Annotated in this window: 16 protein-coding genes, 3 tRNA genes and 1 pseudogene; 6 read left to right on the forward strand and 14 right to left on the reverse strand. The window is 74.6% G+C overall.

All coding sequences use genetic code 11. The annotated features are described in order from the left end of the window. Window positions 1-18: 18 nt before the first annotated feature. The 3 genes from O7598_RS22895 to O7598_RS22905 are packed head-to-tail and all read right to left on the reverse strand — an operon-like array spanning window position 19 to window position 2,863. Window positions 19-1,137 carry a cystathionine gamma-lyase gene (locus O7598_RS22895; RefSeq protein ID WP_269693346.1) on the reverse strand — a complete coding sequence of 373 codons (1,119 nt, stop codon included), beginning with the start codon at window positions 1,135-1,137 and terminating at the stop codon, window positions 19-21. Continuing rightward, the gene (locus O7598_RS22900; RefSeq protein WP_091063994.1) at window positions 1,134-2,141 is read right to left on the reverse strand and encodes an NAD(P)H-dependent glycerol-3-phosphate dehydrogenase; all 1,008 of its coding nucleotides are present in this window, start codon (window positions 2,139-2,141) and stop codon (window positions 1,134-1,136) included. Before O7598_RS22900 ends, O7598_RS22895 begins: the two co-directional genes overlap by 4 nt. Then, on the reverse strand, window positions 2,138-2,863 hold the full coding sequence (locus O7598_RS22905; RefSeq protein ID WP_269693347.1) for a lysophospholipid acyltransferase family protein: 726 nt from the start codon (window positions 2,861-2,863) through the stop codon (window positions 2,138-2,140). Before O7598_RS22905 ends, O7598_RS22900 begins: the two co-directional genes overlap by 4 nt. 94 nt (window positions 2,864-2,957) lie before the next feature. On the opposite strand from O7598_RS22905, the pseudogene cofC reads away from it, so the two are divergent. The 3 genes and pseudogenes from cofC to O7598_RS22925 form a co-directional block, all read left to right on the forward strand. Next, a pseudogene (gene cofC / locus O7598_RS22910) lies at window positions 2,958-3,578 on the forward strand (2-phospho-L-lactate guanylyltransferase); the annotation flags it as partial. A 279-nt stretch (window positions 3,579-3,857) separates the two neighbouring features. Then, complete coding sequence (locus tag O7598_RS22920; protein ID WP_442929885.1) at window positions 3,858-6,161, forward strand: RNA degradosome polyphosphate kinase; 2,304 nt, start codon at window positions 3,858-3,860, stop codon at window positions 6,159-6,161. Between the two features lie 40 nt (window positions 6,162-6,201). After that, a complete protein-coding gene (locus O7598_RS22925) occupies window positions 6,202-7,083 on the forward strand; it encodes an NUDIX hydrolase (RefSeq protein ID WP_269693348.1) in 882 nt (293 codons plus the stop codon). A gap of 44 nt (window positions 7,084-7,127) precedes the next feature. Here the strand turns inward: O7598_RS22925 and O7598_RS22930 are convergent, their stop codons facing one another. From O7598_RS22930 to leuC, 4 genes are all read right to left on the reverse strand, one after another. Further along, on the reverse strand, window positions 7,128-9,173 hold the full coding sequence (locus O7598_RS22930) for an endonuclease/exonuclease/phosphatase family protein (protein WP_269693349.1): 2,046 nt from the start codon (window positions 9,171-9,173) through the stop codon (window positions 7,128-7,130). Window positions 9,174-9,305: 132 nt separating this feature from the next. Next, the gene (locus O7598_RS22935; RefSeq protein WP_091063976.1) at window positions 9,306-9,932 is read right to left on the reverse strand and encodes an HU family DNA-binding protein; all 627 of its coding nucleotides are present in this window, start codon (window positions 9,930-9,932) and stop codon (window positions 9,306-9,308) included. Between the two features lie 160 nt (window positions 9,933-10,092). Beyond that, a complete protein-coding gene (gene leuD / locus O7598_RS22940) occupies window positions 10,093-10,680 on the reverse strand; it encodes a 3-isopropylmalate dehydratase small subunit (protein ID WP_269693350.1) in 588 nt (195 codons plus the stop codon). A 15-nt stretch (window positions 10,681-10,695) separates the two neighbouring features. Next, on the reverse strand, window positions 10,696-12,138 hold the full coding sequence (gene leuC / locus O7598_RS22945) for a 3-isopropylmalate dehydratase large subunit (RefSeq protein ID WP_269693351.1): 1,443 nt from the start codon (window positions 12,136-12,138) through the stop codon (window positions 10,696-10,698). A 49-nt stretch (window positions 12,139-12,187) separates the two neighbouring features. On the opposite strand from leuC, the gene O7598_RS22950 reads away from it, so the two are divergent. After that, a complete protein-coding gene (locus tag O7598_RS22950) occupies window positions 12,188-12,874 on the forward strand; it encodes an IclR family transcriptional regulator (protein WP_091063967.1) in 687 nt (228 codons plus the stop codon). Window positions 12,875-13,016: 142 nt separating this feature from the next. Here the strand turns inward: O7598_RS22950 and O7598_RS22955 are convergent. The 4 genes from O7598_RS22955 to O7598_RS22970 form a co-directional block, all read right to left on the reverse strand. After that, window positions 13,017-13,089: transfer RNA gene (locus tag O7598_RS22955), tRNA-Glu, on the reverse strand. 150 nt (window positions 13,090-13,239) lie between these two features. Continuing rightward, window positions 13,240-13,312, reverse strand: a tRNA-Glu gene (locus O7598_RS22960). 75 nt (window positions 13,313-13,387) lie between these two features. Beyond that, window positions 13,388-13,459: transfer RNA gene (locus O7598_RS22965), tRNA-Gln, on the reverse strand. A 108-nt stretch (window positions 13,460-13,567) separates the two neighbouring features. Beyond that, on the reverse strand, window positions 13,568-14,371 hold the full coding sequence (locus tag O7598_RS22970; RefSeq protein WP_269693352.1) for a fumarylacetoacetate hydrolase family protein: 804 nt from the start codon (window positions 14,369-14,371) through the stop codon (window positions 13,568-13,570). A 171-nt stretch (window positions 14,372-14,542) separates the two neighbouring features. On the opposite strand from O7598_RS22970, the gene O7598_RS22975 reads away from it, so the two are divergent. Further along, window positions 14,543-15,991 (forward strand): hypothetical protein, encoded by a 1,449-nt coding sequence (locus O7598_RS22975; RefSeq protein WP_269693353.1) that lies wholly within the window; start codon window positions 14,543-14,545, stop codon window positions 15,989-15,991. A gap of 33 nt (window positions 15,992-16,024) precedes the next feature. Beyond that, entirely contained in the window at window positions 16,025-16,906 is an 882-nt protein-coding gene (locus O7598_RS22980; RefSeq protein ID WP_269693354.1) for a 3-methyladenine DNA glycosylase, read from the forward strand. Window positions 16,907-17,097: 191 nt separating this feature from the next. On the opposite strand, the gene O7598_RS22985 is transcribed toward O7598_RS22980, so the two are convergent. From O7598_RS22985 to arfB, 3 genes are all read right to left on the reverse strand, one after another. Then, window positions 17,098-18,261 (reverse strand): cellulose binding domain-containing protein, encoded by a 1,164-nt coding sequence (locus O7598_RS22985; RefSeq protein ID WP_269693355.1) that lies wholly within the window; start codon window positions 18,259-18,261, stop codon window positions 17,098-17,100. Window positions 18,262-18,346: 85 nt separating this feature from the next. Next, window positions 18,347-18,922 (reverse strand): GNAT family N-acetyltransferase, encoded by a 576-nt coding sequence (locus tag O7598_RS22990; RefSeq protein WP_269693356.1) that lies wholly within the window; start codon window positions 18,920-18,922, stop codon window positions 18,347-18,349. Window positions 18,923-18,971: 49 nt separating this feature from the next. Then, window positions 18,972-19,397: an alternative ribosome rescue aminoacyl-tRNA hydrolase ArfB gene (gene arfB, locus O7598_RS22995; RefSeq protein ID WP_269693357.1), complete on the reverse strand. Its 426-nt coding sequence runs from the start codon at window positions 19,395-19,397 to the stop codon at window positions 18,972-18,974. Window positions 19,398-19,402: the final 5 nt, after the last annotated feature.

Consider the following 19,402-nt stretch of genomic DNA (forward strand, 5'->3'; position numbering starts at 1 on the left):
CCAGCGCCCGGCCCGCCGTCAGCCCGTGGCGGCGTCCAGTGCCGCGGCCACGTCGGCGACCAGGTCGGCGGGGTCCTCGATGCCGCAGGAGAGCCGGACGAAGCCGGGTGCGGTGTCGTCGCCCCACTGGGCCCGCCGGTCGGCCGTGGTGTGCAGCCCGCCGAACGAGGTGGCGGCGGCCACCAGGCGGGACGCGTCGAGGAACCGGGCCACCCGGTCGGCGTCGCCCAGGTCGAAGGAGAGCACGCCGGGCATCCGGCGCATCTGCGCCGACGCCACCGGGTACGCCGGGTCCGCCGGCCGCCCGGGCCAGCGCAGGCCGGTGACGTCCGGCCGGCCGGCGAGCAGCCCGGCCAGCGCCTCGGCGTTGGCGGCCTGCCGGGCCAGCCGCAGGTCGACGGTGGCCAGCGAACGGTGGGCCAGCCAGCAGTCGAACGCGCCGGGCACCCCGCCGGTGGTGGTCCGCCAGCCGGCCACCGCGTCACGCAGCGCGTCGTCGCGCGTCGCCACGTAGCCGAGCAGCAGGTCCGAGTGGCCGGTGAGCGCCTTCGTCCCGGAGGCGACCACCACGTCCGCGCCGAGGTCCAACGGACGCTGCCCGAGCGGCGTGGCGGTGGTGTTGTCCACCGCCAGCAACGCGCCGGCGGCGTGCGCCGCCTCGGCCAGCGCCGGCACGTCGGCGACGTCGAGGCCGGGGTTCGCCGGCGTCTCCAGCAGCACCAGCCGCACGCCCTCGAACGACGGGTACGGCCCGGCGGTCGGCACGAAGTCGACGCGCACCCCGATCCGCTCCAGGGTGTCGGTGGCGAACGCGCGCACCGGGAAGTAGCCGTCGGCGGGGAGCAGCACGGTGTCGCCGGGTCGCAGCACGGTCAGCAGCAGCCCGGTGATGGCCGCCTGACCGCTGGCGAAGACCCGGCAGTCGCCGCCCTCCAGCTCGCCGATCGCCGCCTCCAGGAGCCGGCGGGTCGGGTTGTCCGGCCGCCCGTACCCGTCGGGCGCCGCCGCCGGGCCGCGCCACGGGTCGAGGTGGTAGGGCGCGGCGAAGACCGGGCCGGGCAGGAACGGCTGCCCGGGTACGGCGTCCGGCAGCCCGGCGCGCACGCTGCGGGTGCCGTCCCCCCAGCCGGCGGTCACTCGTAGGACTCCGGCTTGGCGGTGCGGCTCATCAGCGCGTCCACGGCCAGGCGCGGGTCCATCCCCTCGTGGCAGATCCGCTCGATCTGCTCGGTGATCGGCATCTCCACCCCGTGCGCCCGGGCCAGGTCCCGGATGGCCAGGCAGCTCTTCACGCCCTCGGCGGTCTGCCGGGTGGCCGCCTGGGCCTGCTCCAGCGTCTCCCCCCGGCCCAGGTGCTCGCCGAACGTACGGTTGCGGGCCAGCGGCGACGAGCAGGAGGCGACCAGGTCGCCCATGCCGGCCAGCCCGGCGAAGGTGATCGGGTCGGCGCCCAGCGCCACGCCGAGGCGGGCGGTCTCGGCCAGGCCCCGGGTCATCAGCATGGCCCGGGTGTTGTCGCCGAAGCCCATCGCGGTGGCGATGCCGTACGACAGCGCGATCACGTTCTTGACCGCCCCGCCCAGCTCGCAGCCGATCACGTCGTCGTTGGTGTACGGACGGAAGTAGGGCGTCCGGATCGACGCCTGGACCAGTGCCGTACGCCGGCTGTCGGTGCCGGCGACCACGGTGGCGGCCGGCTGCTCGGCGGCGATCTCCGGGGCCAGGTTGGGCCCGGAGACGACGACCACCCGGTCGGCCGGCACCCCGGCCGTCTCCATGATCACCTGGCTCATCCGCTTGGTGGTGCCCAGCTCGATGCCCTTCATCAGGGACACCAGCGTGGCGTCGGGCGCGAGGTGCGGGGTCCACTCGGCGAGGTTGCCGCGCAGCGTCTGCGAGGGCACCGAGAGCACCACCACCTCGGCGCCCTCGATCGCCTCGGCGGCGTCGCCGGTGGCGGTGACCCGTTCGGGCAGGCGCACGTCCGGCAGGTACTCCGGGTTGTGCCGCCCGTCGCGGATCGCCTCGGCCACCGCGGGCCGGCGGGCCAGGACCGTCACGTCCCGGCCGGCGTCGGCGAGGATCTTGGCGAACGCGGTCCCCCACGACCCGGCGCCCAGCACCGCGACGTGCCCGCTCATTCGGAGACCTCCGGCGCGCCGGTGCGGGCCGGTCGCTGCCAGAGCGGCGGTGGCGTGCCGCCGCGGATCTCCGCGACCAGGTCCCGGATCCGCAGCATGATGGTGTCCGTCATCTCCTCCAGGATCGCCCGGGTCGGCATGGCGCCGGCCCACCGGCCCAAGTCGACCGGCGGCCCGGCGACCACCGTCACCGGGGTACGCGGGCGCAGCCCGATCCGGGCGGTACGCGGGTCGAACATCCGCTCGGGGCCGATCATGGCGACCGGGATCACCGGGGCGCCGGTGGCCAGCGCCAGCCGGGCCGCGCCGGTCTTGCCCTTCATCGGCCACAGCTCCGGCTCCCGGGTGGTGGTCCCCTCCGGGTAGATCACCACGGCGCCTCCCTCGTCCAGCGCGGCGATCAGCTTGTCCAGCGACTTGACCGCCTCGACGCTGCCCCGCTCGACCGGGATCTGCCTGCACCGGTGCAGGATCCAGCCGATCACCGGCACCTTGAAGACGCTGGCCTTGCCGAGGAACTGCGGCCACCGCCCGGCGTCGTAGATGAAGTGCGCGGAGACCAGCGGATCAGCGTGCGAGATGTGGTTGGGCACGATGATGATGCCGCCGTCGCGCCGCAGGTGCTCCATGCCCCGCCAGGTGCGCCGGGTCCAGACGGTCAACACCGGCTTCACCAGCACCACGGCGAACCGTTGCCAGAATCCCAGCCTCCGCGGTGCCACAGTGCCTCCTCGTTCCGCCCCACGCGCCCCGGGGAAGAATCATGCCTGCTCGCCCCCGGTCCGGCCAGTGAGGGTACCGCCGGGCGCTGGCAGGATGGTCGGTGTGCCTGAGCCCAGCTGGACCGTGGTGATGCCGGTGAAGCGACTCGCGGCGGCGAAGAGCCGCCTGCGGGGCGCGCTGCCCGGCGTACCCCACGAGGAGCTGGCGCTGGCGCTGTCGGCCGACACGGTACGCGCGGCGCTGGCCTGCCCGGCGGTCGGCCGGGTGCTGGTGGTCACCGACGACCCCCGGGTCACCGCGACGGTGACCGAGGCGGGCGCCGGCGTCACCGCCGACCCGGGCGCCGGCCTCAACGCGGCCTTCCGGCACGGCGCGACGGCGGCCGGGCCGCGCGCCGCGGTGGCCGGCGTCACCGCGGACCTGCCCGCGCTGCGCCCGGGCGAGCTGGCCGCGGCGCTGCGGGCGACCGAGGGGGTACGCGGGTTCGTGGCCGACGCCCCGGGCGGTGGCACGGTGCTGCTGGCCGCGCCGGCCGGGGTGCCGCTGGCGCCGCGCTTCGGGCCCGGCTCGGCCGGCGCGCACGCGGCGAGCGGGGCGCTGCCGCTGGCCGGCGACTGGCCCAGCCTGCGCCGGGACGTGGACACCGCGGCCGACCTGTCCGCCGCCGCCCGGCTCGGGGTGGGCCCGCGCACCGGCGCGCTGCTGGCCCGGGCCGGCGACCCGGTCCGGTACGGTGCTGGCATGCAGGGCACGGTGGCCACCTACGACGCGTCGACCCGCAGCGGGGTGCTGCTGCTCGACGACGGCACCGAGCTGGCATTCCCGGCGCGCGCGTTCGACGCCTCCGGGCTGCGGCTGCTGCGGCTCGGGCAGCGCCTGCGGGTGGAACGGGACGCCGCCGGCGAGGTCATTCGGGTGACCTTGCCGACGATGGCCTGAACAACCTGACCGGAGTTCATTTTCCGTTCACCCTCGTCAGGGAATCATGAGGTGGTGAGCACCCCTCGCGAGCACTCCGACGGCCCGCCTCCCCTCCTCGACCCCGGCACGCCCCGCAACGGCCGCCCGACCCGCGGCCCGGACGGGCGGTTCCGCCAGACCCGGCCGCCCGAGGAGCGCCTCGGCACCGATCCGGACGCGGCCGGCGCCAGCGGCCTGGACGAGCCGCTGGATCCGGTCGAGGGGCCCGGCCCGGTCGCCGGCCCCGACCCGGACGAGCCGCCGGCCGCCGCGCCGCTGCCGGAGGACCGTTTCCTCAACCGGGAGCTGTCCTGGCTCGACTTCAACGCCCGGGTGCTGGCGCTCGCCGAGGACCCCCGGACGCCGCTGCTGGAACGGGCGAAGTTCCTGGCCATCTTCGCCGGCAACCTGGACGAGTTCTACATGGTCCGGGTGGCCGGGTTGAAGCGCCGGCTCTCCGCCGGCCTGCCGGTGCGCGGCGGCGACCGGCTGCCGCTGCGCACCCAGCTCGAACTGATCACCGAGAAGGCCGCCGACCTGGTCGCCCGGCACGCCGCCTGCTTCGTCGACGACGTGCTCCCCCGGCTCGCCGAGGAAGACGTCCGCATCCTGCGCTGGAGCGAGCTGGACGACGCCGAGCGGGAGCGGCTGCGCACCTGGTTCCGGGAGCACATCTTCCCGGTGCTCACCCCGCTCGCGGTGGACCCGGCGCACCCGTTCCCCTACATCTCCGGCCGGTCGTTGAACCTGGCCGTCTCGGTGCGCGACCCGGACGGCGGCTCCGAGCTGTTCGCCCGGGTCAAGGTGCCGAACAACGTGCCCCGGTTCGTGCGGGTCGCCCGCGACCGGCCCGGCGTCCGGTTCCTGCCGGTGGAGGACCTCATCTCGGTCCACCTCGGGCAGCTCTTCTCCGGCATGCAGGTGGTCGAGTGCCACCTGTTCCGGGTCACCCGCAACGCCGAGGTGGAGGTCGACGAGGACCGCGACGAGGACCTGCTCCAGGCGCTGGAGCGGGAGCTGGCCCGGCGCCGCTTCGGTCCCCCGGTGCGGCTGGAGGTGGCCGCCTCCATCTCCGACCACATGCTGGAGCTGCTCGTCCGCGAGCTGGACATGGACGACCACGACGTGCTGCGGGTGCGCGGGCTGCTCGACCTCTCCGCGCTCTGGCAGGTCTACGGCGAGGCCGACCGCCCCGACCTCAAGGACCGTCCGTTCGTGCCGGCCACCCACCCGCGCCTGGCCGAGGGCGAGGTGCCGCGCAGCGTCTTCGCCACCCTGCGCGACGGCGACGTGCTGGTGCACCACCCCTACCACTCGTTCGCGACGAGCGTGCAGCGCTTCGTCGAGCAGGCCGCCGCCGACCCGGACGTGCTCGCCATCAAGCAGACGCTCTACCGCACCAGCGGCGACTCACCGATCGTCGACGCGCTCGTCGACGCGGCCGCCGCCGGCAAGCAGGTGGTGGTGCTGGTCGAGGTGAAGGCACGCTTCGACGAGGTGGCGAACATCGGTTGGGCGCGCACCCTGGAACGGGCCGGCTGCCACGTGGTCTACGGCCTGGTGGGCCTGAAGACGCACTGCAAGACCGCGCTGGTGGTACGGCAGGAGGGCAACCAGATCCGGCGCTACTGCCACATCGGCACCGGCAACTACCACCCCAAGACGGCCCGACTCTACGAGGACTTCGGCATGCTCACCGCCGACCCGGAGATCGGCGCCGACCTGACCGACCTGTTCAACGTGCTCACCGGCTACAGCCGGCAGACCGCCTTCCGGCGGCTGCTGGTCGCGCCGCAGGGCATCCGCAGCGGCCTGATCGAGCGGATCGACCGGGAGATCGAGCACGTCCGGCTGGGCGTGCCGGGGCTGGTGCAGTTCAAGGTGAACGCGCTGGTCGACGAGGAGATCACCGACGCGCTCTACCGGGCGTCGCGGGCCGGCGTGCACGTCGACCTGCTGATCCGGGGCATGTGCATGCTGCGCCCGGGGGTGCCGGGGCTGTCGGAGAACATCCGGGTCCGGTCGATCCTCGGTCGGTTCCTGGAGCACTCCCGCATCTTCCGGTTCGGCAACAACGGCGACGCCGAGTTCTGGATGGGCTCGGCCGACCTGATGCACCGCAACCTGGACCGCCGGGTGGAGGCGCTGGTGCAGGTGAGCGACCCGGTGGCCCGGGCCGAGCTGGATCACGTGCTGGCCGCCGCGTTCGACAGCGACGTGGACGCGTTCGAGCTGGCCGCCGACGGCACCTGGCACCGGCGTACCGGCGACGGCGACACGCCGCTGACCCACCTGCAGGACCTGCTGCTGCGCCGGGTCGGCGGCCGGGCGGACTGAGCAGGCCGTGCCGAGCGGCGGGCGGGCATACGGTGATCCGATGAGCGACGACGAGCCGGTGCGGATCCGGGCGGCGGGCGGCGTGGTCTGGCGGCCGGGCCCGGCCGGCGTCGAGGTCTGCCTGGTGCACCGTCCCCGCTACGGCGACTGGTCGCTGCCCAAGGGCAAGCTGGACGCCGGTGAGCACCCGCTCGCCGCCGCGGTGCGGGAAGTCGCCGAGGAGACCGACGTCCGGGCGGTGCCGCAGGTGCGCCTGCCCACGGTCCGCTACCGCAGCGAGGGCCGGGCCAAGGCGGTCGACTGGTGGTCGATGCGGGCGGTCGGCAGCGGCGGCTTCCAACCCGGCACCGAGGTGGACGAGGTGGCCTGGTTCCCGGTCGACGCGGCGGCCCGCCGGGTCAGCTATCCGCACGACGCCGAGGTGATCGGCGCGTTCGCGGCGCTGCCGCCGGTCACCGCGACGGTGCTGCTGGTCCGGCACGCGCACGCCGGGAAACGGGGCACCTGGACCGGTCCGGACACCGGCCGGCCGCTGGACGCCGAGGGCCGGGCCCAGGCGTTGGCGCTGGTCCCGCTGGTGACGCTGGTCCGGCCGGTGCGCCTCTTCTCCGCCTCGGCCCGCCGGTGCGTGCAGACGCTGGATCCGGCGGCGGCCCGGCTGGACCTGCCGATCGAGGTCTGCGGCGACCTGGACGAGCCGAAGCCGGGTCAGCAGCCCGAGGAGTGCGTGCTCGCCGCCGCCGCGCGGCTGGCCGCGCTGGCCGCCGCCGCCGAGCCGGTCGCGGTGTGCAGCCAGGGCAAGGTGATCCCGGGCGCACTGGAACGGCTCACCGGCGGGCCGGGCGACTTCGTCACCGCCAAGGGCGGCGGCTGGTTGCTCGCCTTCGCCGGCGAGCGCCTCCTCACCCCCGACCGCTTGTAAGGAGGGGCCCCCTGTTAACGCCTCCGGTATAGACGGGGCCCCTTCTAACCGACGGCCGATCCGGGCAGCGCCACCGTGAGACGCACCGGGAGGTGGTCGCTGGCCTCGGTGCGCGGGGCGCGTACCTCGGCGGCGGTCAGCCCCGGCGAGACGAAGACGTGGTCGATCTGGGTGCGTGGGTCGTCGGCCGGGCTGGTGCGCAGCGGTCGGGCGGCGGCCAGCGCGTCCACCAGGCCGACGCGGGCGAACTCGGCGAACGCCGGGGCGTCCGGCTCGGTGTTGAGGTCACCGCCGAGCAGCAGCGGCCGGCCGGCCGCGTACCCGGCGGCGAACTCGGCCACCTCGCGAGCCTGCTCCACCGGGTCCCGTCCGGGCGGCGGTTGCAGGTGGGTGGCGACCACGGCCAGGTCCCGGCCGCCGAGGTCGAGCGTGACGCCGAGGGCCTGCGCGCCGGTCGGCGCGCCGTGCGCGGCCAGCGGCCGGGTCCGGCCGGAACGCGCCGGGAACCGGCTGAGCACCGCGTCGCCCCAGACCGGGTCCGCGGCGGGCGCGAAGACGTACGGCATCCGCAACCGCCCGGCCAGCAGCGCCAGCGTGTCGTGGCCGCCGTTGAGCCACCAGCCCCGGTCGACCTCGCTGAGCAGCACCACGTCCGCCCCGCGCAGCTGCCGGGCCACCGCGTCCAGGTCCAGCCGGCCGTCCAGCCCGAAGCCCATCCGGATGTTGTAGGCGACCACCCGCACCGCCACCGGCCGGCCGGCGATCGGCGGGGTCACCGACGGGACCTGCGCCTGCATGCCGAGCCCGGTCAGCCCCGCCAGGCTGACGAGAAGCCAGTTCCGCACCGGATCGGACACCGTCGGCGCCGACCAGGACGGCGCGCCGAGCGCCACCAGGACCACGAGGACGGCCGTGGCGACCGGCACCCACCCGTTGGGGTACCCCAGGTCGTAGGCGGCGTAGTAGACGATCGTGGCCACCGCGAACACGAGCATGCCGACGACGGCGGCGCGACCGCGCCGCGCCGCCGCCCGCCCGTCCACGCCGCCGTGGCCCGGCTCGTCCGTGTCGGTCAGCGCCAGGCAGCCGCCGAGGCCGGCGGCGGTGACGAGGTACGCCGGCCCGATCCGCCCGGCGGCGAACAGCACCGCCCCGGCGAACAACGCCACCGGCCAGACCACCCGGGCGAGGCGGGCCGGAGGCCGGTACAGCGCGCCCCCGAGGAACAACCCGACCGCGTACGCCCCCAGCACCGTCCCGCCGCCGGGGCGGGCGAGCCCGGGGAAGCCGGGTGGACCGACGCCGGCGGCGGCGGACCACACCGCCGGGGCGAGCGCGATCTGGTTCGCCAGCAGCAGTGCCGGGCCGCACAGCAGCCACGCCCGGCGCCCACCCGCCGACGTCGGCGGTGGCAGCGCCCCGGCGACCTCGCCGGCCGGCGCCGCGCCGCCCGACGGAGACGAAGGCGACCCCGCCGACAGCGCCGCGCCGCCCGAGGGAGACGAAGGCGACCCCGCCGACGGCGCCGCGCCGACCGACGAAACCGGCGCGGCATCCGCCGGGGGCCCGGCCGGTCGCCCCGGCCGGTCGGCCACCGCCGCGACCAGGAACGCCACCACCAGCGCCGCGCTCAGGGTCCAGCCGAGCATTCCGCCGCGCCAGACCAGGTCCTCGGTGCCCAGCAGCGCGTGCCCGACCGCGTTCGCGGCGAGGCCGAGCGCCAGCCCGGGGACCGGCCGGTCGACCGACGCCGCGGTGGCCGCGAGCCAGACCAGGCCGGCGAGCAGCCCGGCACAGGCGAGCCAGAGCTGGGTGGGGCCACCGGGTGCGGCGGTCAGCGCCAGCCGGACGGCGGCGAGCACGCCGGCCGCGGCCAGGCCGACCGGGCGGGCGCCGAGCCGGCGTACCAGCGTGGGCGCGGCCAGGCCGAGCACGAACCAGCCGAGGGCGAACGCGCCGAGCAGTTCGGCGGGGGTCTCGGCGGCCCGGCCGAAGAGGGTGATGACCGACGGGAGCCAGACCCGCAGCACGTCCAGCAGAACCGCGACGCCCAGGGCGAGCGTGAGGGTGGAGAGGTGACGGTGCCGCACGGCGCCTCTTCTCGTGACCGACGGGGGTTTCGGCACGGCGATTCTGCGGGGCGGCGCGGCGGGCGGTCAACGCGTACCCACGACCGAGGGCGCCCACCGCGAACGGTGGGCGCCCTCGGTCGGGCCGTCCGGTCAGCGCCGGCTGGCGGCCTTCTTGGCCGGAGCCTTCTTCGCGGGCGCCTTCTTCGCCGCCGTGGTCTTCTTCGCCGTGGCGGACTTCGCCGCCGTCGTCTTCTTGGCCGCGGTGGTCTTCTTCGCCGTGGCGGACTTCGCCGCGGTCGTCTTCTTCGCCGCCGCGGTCGTCTTGGTCGCGGCGGCCTTCTTGGCCGGCGCGGCCTTCTTGCTCGCCGCGGCGGTCTTGGTGGCCTTCGCCGCCGTGGTCTTCTTGGCGGCCCCGGTGGTCTTCGCCGCCGTGGTCTTCTTCGCCGCCGTGGTCTTGGCGGCGCCTGCGGTCTTCTTCGCGGCGCTGGTGTCCTTCGGAACCTTCCCGCTGGCCACCATCTCCTTGAAGCCCGCACCCGCCCGGAAGGTCGGGACGGAGGTCTTCTTGACCTTCACCGCCTCGCCGGTCCGCGGGTTGCGGGCTGTTCGGGCCCCACGGACGCGCTTCTCGAACGCTCCGAAACCGGTGATCGCCACCTTCTCGCCCTTGGTGACCGCCGCCTGGACCTCAGCGAGTACCGCGTCGAGCGCGGCCGTCGCCGTCTTCCGGTCCCCCAGGCGAACGGCGAGCGCCTCGATGAGCTCGGCCTTGTTCACGACTTCCTCCCGATTGTGCAACTGACTCGACGCGAGCCATTCTGCGCGCACCGTATGCCCTGTGCTGCCTGGACACAAACATTCGGTGGAAAAAAGCCCTTGTGTCGTAACGGATTCGCCCCCACCGGTCGGGCCGGTGGGGGCGAAAAGGGGTCTGAGGTCAGGCGATCGAGGGCAGGAACGCCGGCCGGGCGGCCTCGTACGCGCCGATCTCGGGCTCGTGGCGGAGGGTGAGTCCAATGTCGTCCAAGCCCTCCATCAGCCGCCACCGGCTGTGGTCGTCCAGCGGGAATGCCCAGGTGGCGTCCCCGGCGTGGACCTCACGGGCGGTGAGGTCGACAGTGATGGCGGTGGTCGGCTCGGATTCCACCAGATCCCACAGTTCCTCAACGGCCTTCAATTCCAACTCCACCGGAAGGAGTCCTTCCTTGAGGGCGTTGCCCCGGAAGATGTCACCGAACCGGGGTGAGATCACCGCCCGGAAGCCCCAGTCCCGCAGCGCCCAGACGGCGTGCTCGCGGGACGAGCCGGTGCCGAACTCGGGGCCGGCGACAAGAATCGACGCTCCCGAATAAGCGGGGTTGTTGAGCACGAATGCCGGGTCCTCCCGCCACGCGTTGAAGAGCCCGTCGGCGAAGCCGGTCCGGGTCACCCGCTTGAGGTACACGGCGGGGATGATCTGGTCGGTGTCCACGTTGGACCGGCGCAGCGGCACGGCGGTGCCGGTGTGTGCGGTGAACTTGTCCATCTCTCGGCTGCCCTTCTACAGGTCGGCGGGGGCGGCGAGCCGGCCGACCACGGCGGTGGCGGCGGCGACCGGCGGGGACACCAGATGGGTACGCCCGCCCCGGCCCTGGCGGCCCTCGAAGTTGCGGTTGGACGTGGAGGCGGAACGCTCCCCCGGCTTCAGCGTGTCGGGGTTCATCCCGAGGCACATCGAGCAGCCGGCGAACCGCCACTCGGCGCCCGCGTCGGTGAAGACCTGGTCCAGCCCCTCGATCTCGGCCGCCTCCCGGACCGCCGCCGAGCCGGGGACCACGAGCATGCGTACGCCGTCGGCGACCTTGCGCCCGCGCAGCACGTCGGCGGCGGCCCGCAGGTCCTCCAGCCGGCCGTTGGTGCAGGAGCCGACGAAGACCACGTCCACGGCGAGGTCGCGCAGGGGCAGGCCGGGGGTGAGGTCCATGTATTCCAGCGCCCGGCGGGCGGCGACCCGCTCCGGCTCGGTGACGAAGTCCTCCGGATCCGGGACGGTCGCGCCCAGCGGCGCGCCCTGACCGGGGTTGGTGCCCCAGGTGACGAACGGGGTGATCCGGCTCGCGTCCAGCGTCACCTCGGTGTCGAACGTCGCGCCCTCGTCGGTGGGCAGCGTCCGCCAGTGCTCCAGCGCCGCGTCCCAGTCGGCCCCCTGGGGCGCGTGCGACCGCCCCTTCAGGTACGCGAACGTGGTCTCGTCCGGGGCGATCATCCCGGCCTTGGCGCCCCACTCGATGGACATGTTCGCGATCGTCATCCGCCCCTCCATGGAGAGTTCGCGGATCGCCTCGCCCCGGTACTCCACGATGTGGCCGCGCCCGCCGCCGGTGCCCACCTGGGCGATCAGCGCGAGCACCAGGTCCTTGGCGGTGACGCCGGGCGCCAGCTCGCCGACCACGTTGACCGCCATGGTGCGCGGCCGGGCCTGCGGCAGCGTCTGGGTGGCGAGCACGTGCTCGACCTCGCTGGTGCCGATGCCGAAGGCGAGAGCGCCGAACGCGCCGTGGGTGGCGGTGTGCGAGTCGCCGCAGACGATCGTCATGCCGGGCTGGGTGAGACCGAGCTGCGGGCCGATGACGTGCACGATGCCCTGGTTCTCGTCGCCCAGCGGGTGCAGCCGTACGCCGAACTCGGCGCAGTTGCGGCGCAGCGTCTCGATCTGGGTGCGGGAGGTGGGGTCCGCGATGGTGAGCAGGTCGCCGCGTCGGGCGCGGAAGGCCGGGTCGTCGTACCCGGTCGGGGTGTTGTGGTCCTCGGTCGCGATCGTCAGGTCGGTCCGGCGGACCCCGCGCCCGGCCAGGCGGAGCCCGTCGAACGCCTGCGGGCTGGTCACCTCGTGCAGCAGGTGCAGGTCGATGAAGAGCAGGTCCGGCTCGCCGGCGGCGGAGCGGACCACGTGCGCGTCCCAGACCTTCTCGGCCAGGGTCCTCGGTCGAGTGACTCCCACCATCTGGACATCCTAAATTCTGGGAGGTAAATTTCGGCTTGTGGGACACAGTATGAGCGGTGTCGGCGTTCTCGACAAGGCGGTGGTCATCCTGGCCGCCTGTGTCGACGGCGCCAGCCTGGCCGAACTCGTTGAACGCACCAAGCTGCCCCGGGCCACCGCGCACCGGCTGGCACAGGCGCTGGAGATCCACCGGATGCTCGTCCGGGACACGCAGGGCCGGTGGCGCCCGGGCCCACGCCTGGGCGAGCTGGCCAACGCGGCCCCCGACGTGCTGCTCACCGCGGCCGAGCCGCTGCTCGCCGCGCTGCGCGACGCCACCGGGGAGAGCGCCCAGCTCTACCTGCGCCGCGCCGACGAGCGGATCTGCGTGGCCGCCGCCGAGCGCGCCAGCGGCCTGCGGGACACCGTCCCGGTCGGGTCGGTGCTGCCGATGACCGCCGGCTCGGCGGCGCAGATCCTGCTCGCCTGGGAGCCGCCGGAGGCGGTCATGCCGCTGCTGCCGCGCGCCAAGTTCACCGGCCGCACCCTGGCCGAGGTGCGCCGGCGTGGCTGGGCGCAGAGCGTGGCCGAGCGGGAGGCCGGTGTGGCGAGCGTCTCGGCCCCGATCCGGGACCGGACGGGCCGGGTGATCGCGGCGGTCAGCATCTCCGGCCCGATCGAGCGCCTCGGTCGCCGCCCCGGCGAACGCCACGCCATGGCCGTCGTCCGCGCCGGCCAACGCCTCTCCGGCCTCTGACCCACCACCCCTCGCGTTGATCATGAAGTTGGCGGCATTTTTGATCTTCCCGACTGCCGCTATCTTCATGATCAACGCGGTAGGCGGGCGGGGAATGCCGAACGGCCCGCCTCGCGGAGCGAGACGGGCCGTTCGGTGAACGTAGCCCCGACCGGATTCGAACCGGCGCTACCGCCTTGAGAGGGCGGCGTCCTGGGCCACTAGACGACGGGGCCAGGCACTTTTTCCTGCTTCACCACCCTCGCGGGCGGTGCGGCAGTAGTCTAGCGGCACCACGTCCGGTGCCGCCGAGGGGGGTCACCCCCGCACGAGGGCCGAACAGCAGAACAGCCCGCCCCGTAGAACGGGACGGGCTGACGGTGCTGTAGCCCCGACCGGATTCGAACCGGCGCTACCGCCTTGAGAGGGCGGCGTCCTGGGCCACTAGACGACGGGGCCAGAACTTTTCGTGCACTCCGGCAGCGGCAACTGCCGGAATCCAGCGGCCGGGATTCTCGCGAACCCGCGGCTGCGCTGGGGTACCAGGACTCGAACCTAGACTAACTGAACCAGAATCAGTCGGGCTGCCAATTACCCCATACCCCATTGGCCCCTTGCGGCGCCGGGAACGAACTTTACCCTCCCGGTGCCGGCAGGCCAAATCCAACCCCCCGAACCGCATGTGAGCTGCGGAAACGAGGCATCGGCGCCGGATCAGGCGACCGGGACCACCGGGTTGCTCAACTCCCCGATCCCCTCGATCCGCACGGTGACCGTATCCCCCTCGGTGAGCGGGCTAACCCCCGCCGGGGTGCCGGTGAGCACCACGTCGCCGGGCAGCAGCGTCATCACGTGCGAGACGTACGACACCAGGGCGGGCACGTCGAACACCATGTCCTTCGTCCGGCCGAGCTGGCGCACCTCCATCTCCTCCGGATCACGCCCCACCTCGCAGCGGATCTCCAGGTCCCGGACGTCCAGCCCGGTGGTGATCCACGGGCCGATCGGGCAGAACGAGTCGAAGCCCTTGGCCCGGGTCCACTGCCCGTCGGAACGCTGGAGGTCGCGCGCGGTGACGTCGTTGGCGCAGGTGTAGCCGAAGATGGCCCGTTCGGCGGCGGCCCGGTCGGCGCGCCGGGCGCCGGGGGCGCCGATCACCACGGCGAGTTCCGCCTCGTGCTCGACCTGCTTGGAGAAGATCGGCAGACGGATGGCGTCACGCGGGCCGATCACCGAGGTGGACGGCTTGAGGAAGAGCAGCGGCTCCTTCGGCACCTCGCTGCCGTGCTCGGCGGCGTGCTCGGCGTAGTTGCGGCCGACGCACACCACCTTGCTGGGCAGGATCGGTGACAGCAGCCGGACGTCGGAGAGCGCCCACCGGGCGCCGGAGAACTGGATCTGCCCGAACGGGTGGCCCTCGATCTCGGCGATGGTCAGGCCCTGCGGCCCGGCCTCCATCTCGCCTTCGACGACCCCGAACGACATTCCCTTGGCATGAGCGAAACGAGCGATACGCACCGGGCCAATCTATCCCGGTCCGCCGGACCGGCCGCCGGACACCGGCAGGTGACGCCCCTCGCGGTCGAGCGAGCAGGGTACGCCGGATCCCGCCGGCCGGGGTGGGAATGCCGGCTTCGTACCCGCCCGGCGGCCCCCGGCCCATAGCTTCGGTTCCGGAGGTTCGTTGGTATGCCTGCATCGAGACGACACCACAGGACCCTGGCAGTGCTCGTGAACTGCCTCGGCGTCATCGCCGCCGTGCCCGCGCTGCCCCCGGCGGCGCCCCGGGCGGAGGCCGCGACCACCCGGCCCGCCCCGCCGCCGGCCGCGGTCGCCGCACCCGCCCGGCCGGCCACGGCGGCCACCCCGATCCCGACCGGCGTGCCGGCGGTGCCGCCGGCGGTGCCGACCACCGGACCCGCGCCGGTCCAGCCGACGATGCCACCGGTCAGCGTGGCCGTCGGCGCGGCCGGCACCCCGGCGCCGGGTTACCGGATCGAGGTCCGCAACGCCGGTACGGCACCGGTCGAGACGATGGTGCGGCAGGAACTGCCGAGCGGTTCCCGGGCCACCACGGTGACCGGCGGCGGGCAGGTCGGCGGCCCGGTCGGGGCGACCGCCGGCGAGGTCACCTGGCGGCTGCGGTTGCCGGCGCGGAGCACGACCGCGCTGCACACCGCGCTCGCGGTGACCGGGCCGAGCCGCTCGGTGACCGCCCCCACCTGCGTCTACGGCACCGACGGCACCCGGCCGTACGACTGCGCCACGGCGACCTGGGTGGGCGCCGCCACCGCTCCGGCGGCCCAGGCGACGGCGGCACCGGCCTGGCGCCGCCCGCCGGTGCTGCTGGCCGCGTTCGCCGCGGTGCTGATGGTCGTCGGCGGGGTGCTCTGGTGGGCGGCGCGACGCCGCCGGCAGCGCGCCCGCAGCGCGCCGGCGGGTGTCGCCCGGGCCGGCGCGGGTCCGACCGGTCCGACGAGCGCTGCCGGGACCGGCCCGTCGGGTGCCGGCGGGGCGCCGGTCGCCGCCGGGGTGGGCGGCCCGGACGACCGGGGCACGATCTACCCGCGGCCGGCACTTCCCACGCCCGCCTCCCGGCGTCGCCGGCCGCCGGTCTGGCTGGCGGTCGGCGTGGCGGCGGCGGTGCTGGCCGGCGTGGTCGGCGCGGCGGCGTGGACCGCCACGCAGCGGGTCGCCGCGATGGACACCACCAAGCAGCCGACCAGCGGCGCGTGGGTGGGCAGCACGGTCAACGGCGGGCTGGGGGTGCCGCTGCGGGAGACCGCGTTCGAGTTCACCGTCTACCGGATGAGTTGCGGCGCGGGTGTGGTGCCGGCGGCTCCGGGCGGCGGGCAGCCCTGCCTGGCCACGGTCGGCGTGCGTAACGTCACCTCGGAGCAGCAGACCTGGCACGGGCAGTTGCAGCGCGCGTACCTGCCCAGCGGCAACTGGGTGGCCGCGGACGAGAACGCCACCCGGGTGGCGAACCTCGGCCGGGACGTGTTCGCCCAACCGGTGGCCGCCGGGCGGCGGGTCCTGCTGCCGCTGGTGTTCACCGTGCACGGGGCGCAGCCGCCGAAGCAGTTGGAGCTGCGCAGTGGCGTGTTCTCCGCCGGCGTGCGGGTGGACGTGGACTGACGGCGGGCCGGGCGGCGGTCGTACCCTGGGTCGGTGACCGCCGCCCTCGCCCCCGCCGCCGTGCTCGACGCGGCCGACTGGCGCGCCCGCCGGCGCGACCACGAGGAGCGGGTCGACGCCTGGCTGGCGCCGCACCTGGCCCGCCGCCGCACCGGGGTGAAGCACCCGGTGGCGGACTTCCTCTTCACCTACTACTCGCACCGCCCGGCCCAGCTGCGCCGCTGGCATCCGGGCGCGGGCGTGGCGTTGCGCGACGCCGACCCGGCCGGTTTCGGCCCGGACTACACCGCGAGCGCCGCCGGGCTCACCCTCGACACCGAGCGGGTACGCGCGCGTCGCGCCGAGTCGATCGCCTGGATCCGCGCGCTGCTGGCGGCGACCGCCGGGCGGCCGGCGCACTTCGGCTGCTTCGGCATGCACGAGTGGGCGATGGTCTACCGGCAGACCCAGGAGCAGGTGCGGCACAACGCCTGGCCGCTGCGGCTGAGCCCGGCGGCGACGGCGGCGGTGGTCGAGGAACGCGGCGTCCGGTGCAGCCACTTCGACGCGTTCCGGTTCTTCACCGCGCCGGCCCGGCCGCTCAACGTGCTGCAGCCGAGCCGGGAGAGCCAGCACGCGCTGGAGCAGCCGGGCTGCCTGCACGCCAACATGGATCTCTACAAGTGGTCCTACAAGCTCTCCCCGCTGGTGCCGTCGGAGCTGGTGGCGGACGCGTTCGCGCTGGCCCGGGAGATCCGCGAGCTGGACATGCGGGCCAGCCCGTACGACCTGGCCGACCTGGGCCACCCGCCGGTGCGGGTGGAGACCCCGGAGGGCCGGGCGGAGTACGCCACCGCCCAGCGCGGCTTCGCCGAGCGGGCCGCCGGCCTGCGGGCCCGTCTGCTCGCCGCGCTGGACCGCGCCGCGCCTGCCTGACCTGCGGCGGGCGCTGCTCGCGTCGGGCCGGCGTCGACAGGTGTCGGGCGTGTCGCGAGCAGGGACGGACCCGCAGCGCCGCGTATGCCTCCTGGTCATAAATCTGACCAGGAGGCATACCGGCGTGACGCGACGTCCTTCTTCCTGCCGTCACGCCGTGTGATCAGGGAGGTGAACCACAACCGCCCTGGTCAGCCGAGGGCGCAGGCCGGCAGCGGCACCGGGTTCGGGACCGCACCATCGGCCAGGAAGCCGAACGTCGCCTCGGCACCCGGGGCCAGCGCGCCGTTCCAGGTCGCGCTCCGGGCGGTCACCGCGGTCCCGCCCTGCGCCACCTGGGCGCTCCACGCCTGGGTGATCCGTTGCCCACCGCTGAGCGCGAACCGGACCACCCAGAAGTGGATCGGCACGGCGCCGTTGTTACGGACCGTGATCTCGGCCTGGAAGCCGCCCGGCCACTGCCCGGCGGTGCGCCAGGTGGCGGCGCAGCCGCCGACGGTCGGCGTCGGCGACGGGCTGTCGGTCGGGTGCGGGGGTCCGGTCGGCGTCCAGGTGGGTGACGGCGACGGGGTCGAGGTCGGCGTGGACGTCGGGGTCGGCGACGGTGACGTGGTGGGCGTGGGGGTGGTCCGGTGGAGCGCGGCGGTCAACGCCGGGTACCAGCGGTCGGACATCTTCTGGTCGCCGGCGGCGTTCGGGTGCACCCCGTCGTAGGTGTCGGTGGCGGTGTTGAAGCCGGTCCACTGGTCCACCACCACGACCGGCGAGGCGGCGGTGGTCTTCCCGGCCGCCCAGCCGTCGACGGCGGCGTTGAGCGCGATCGTCCGCTGCCCGCACTCCGGGCAACTGGAGGGGTTCATCGGGATGATCTTCGCGACCAGCACGGTGGTGGCCGGGTTGGCGGCCCGCATCTGGTCCACCAGCTTCGAGTACGCGGCCAGGATCGTGGCCGGCGCGATGTTGCTCCACACGTCGTTGGTGCCGAGGTGCATCAGCACCACGTCGGGGTGGGTGGCGGCGAGCCAGCCGGGGAGCAGGTTCTGGTTGGCGATGTTGGTGGCCAGGTAGCCGCCGTGGCCCTCGTTGTCGCCGTCATAGGTCACGCCGCAGCCCTGCGGGCCGAGTGTGCCGACGAAGTCGACGTCGGTGTAGCCGGTGGACTGGAGACGGTTCCAGAGCACGGCGCGCCAGCAGCCGGGCGAGCCGGTGATGGAGTCGCCGAGCGGCATGACACGGACCGGGGCGGCGGCCGCGACGGCGGGTGGGGCGGTGGAGACGAGAGCCGGGCCGAGGGCGAGCAGGAAAAGCAGTGCGGTGACCGCGGTCAGTGCGGCGCGCAGGCGGTTTCGGGACATGCGTGGGGGACTCCTGTCACGTGACGATCGGTCGGTGACGGCCCTGACGCTCCCGTACGCATTGAAGCGCTTCGAAACTTTCGACTCAATCCCCCGGACGGCCCCGGTGTCGGGCCCACTCCGGCGCGAGGATCGACATCACCGTGGCGTCCACCCATTCGTCGCCGTCGCGCAGCACCTGCCGCAGCGTGCCCTCGGCCACGAAGCCGACCTTCTCGTAGGCCCGGCGGGCGCGCGGGTTGAACGCGAACACCTCCAACCCGACGCGGTGCAGGCCGAGCCGCTCGAAGCCGTACCCGACGACCAGCCGGACCGCCTCGGTGCCGAGGCCGCGGTCGCGCCCGCCGGGGCCGATCAGGGTGCGGAAGTTGCAGCTCGCGTTGGCCCGGTCCCACTCGTTGAGGACCACCTCGCCGACGCAGGCGCCGGAGGCGCGGTCCACCACGGCCAGGTCGAGCCGGTCGGGCTGGCTGTTGCGGGTGCCGTACCAGGCGCGCAGCCGGGTCGGCTCGAAGCCCTCGCCGGGCGGGCTGCCGGTGAGCCGGGCGACCTCCGGGTCGGCCAGGATCGCGGCGAGCGCCGGCAGGTCGTCATCGGAGAACGGGCGCAGCACCACCCGCTCGCCGGTGAGCGTGGGCTTGACGGAGAAATCGGTCGGCACGGGGCGGATTCTCCGGGCCGCGCGACCGGAGGCTCAACCGGATTTCGGGTCAGTCGCCGTCCACCCGGCGGTCGCGTTTGCGCTGCGCCTGCCGCTTCTTGTCGGCCAGTCGACGCTCCTTCGCGCCCCGCGACGGGCGGGTCGGCCGACGCGCCTTCGGTGGCGGGGCGACCGCCTCGCGCAACAGCGCCGCCATCCGCTCCCGGGCCGCCTCCCGGTTGGCCAGTTGCGCGCGGTGCTCGCTGGCCGCCACCGTCAGCACACCGTCGACCAGCCGGCCGGCGAGCCGACCGAGGGCGCGTTCCCGCAGCGCGTCCGGCACGCTCGGCGAACCGGCCAGGTCGAAGCTCAACTCCACCCGGGAGTCGGTGGTGTTGACGCCCTGCCCGCCCGGTCCGGAGGACCGGGAGAACCGCTCCCGCAGCTCGGCGGCCGGCACCACGAGCCGGTCGGTCACCCGCAGTCCGTCGTCCACGCCCC

The sequence above is a fragment of the Micromonospora sp. WMMC241 genome (assembly GCF_027460165.1).
Taxonomy (GTDB): Bacteria; Actinomycetota; Actinomycetes; order Mycobacteriales; family Micromonosporaceae; genus Micromonospora; species Micromonospora humi.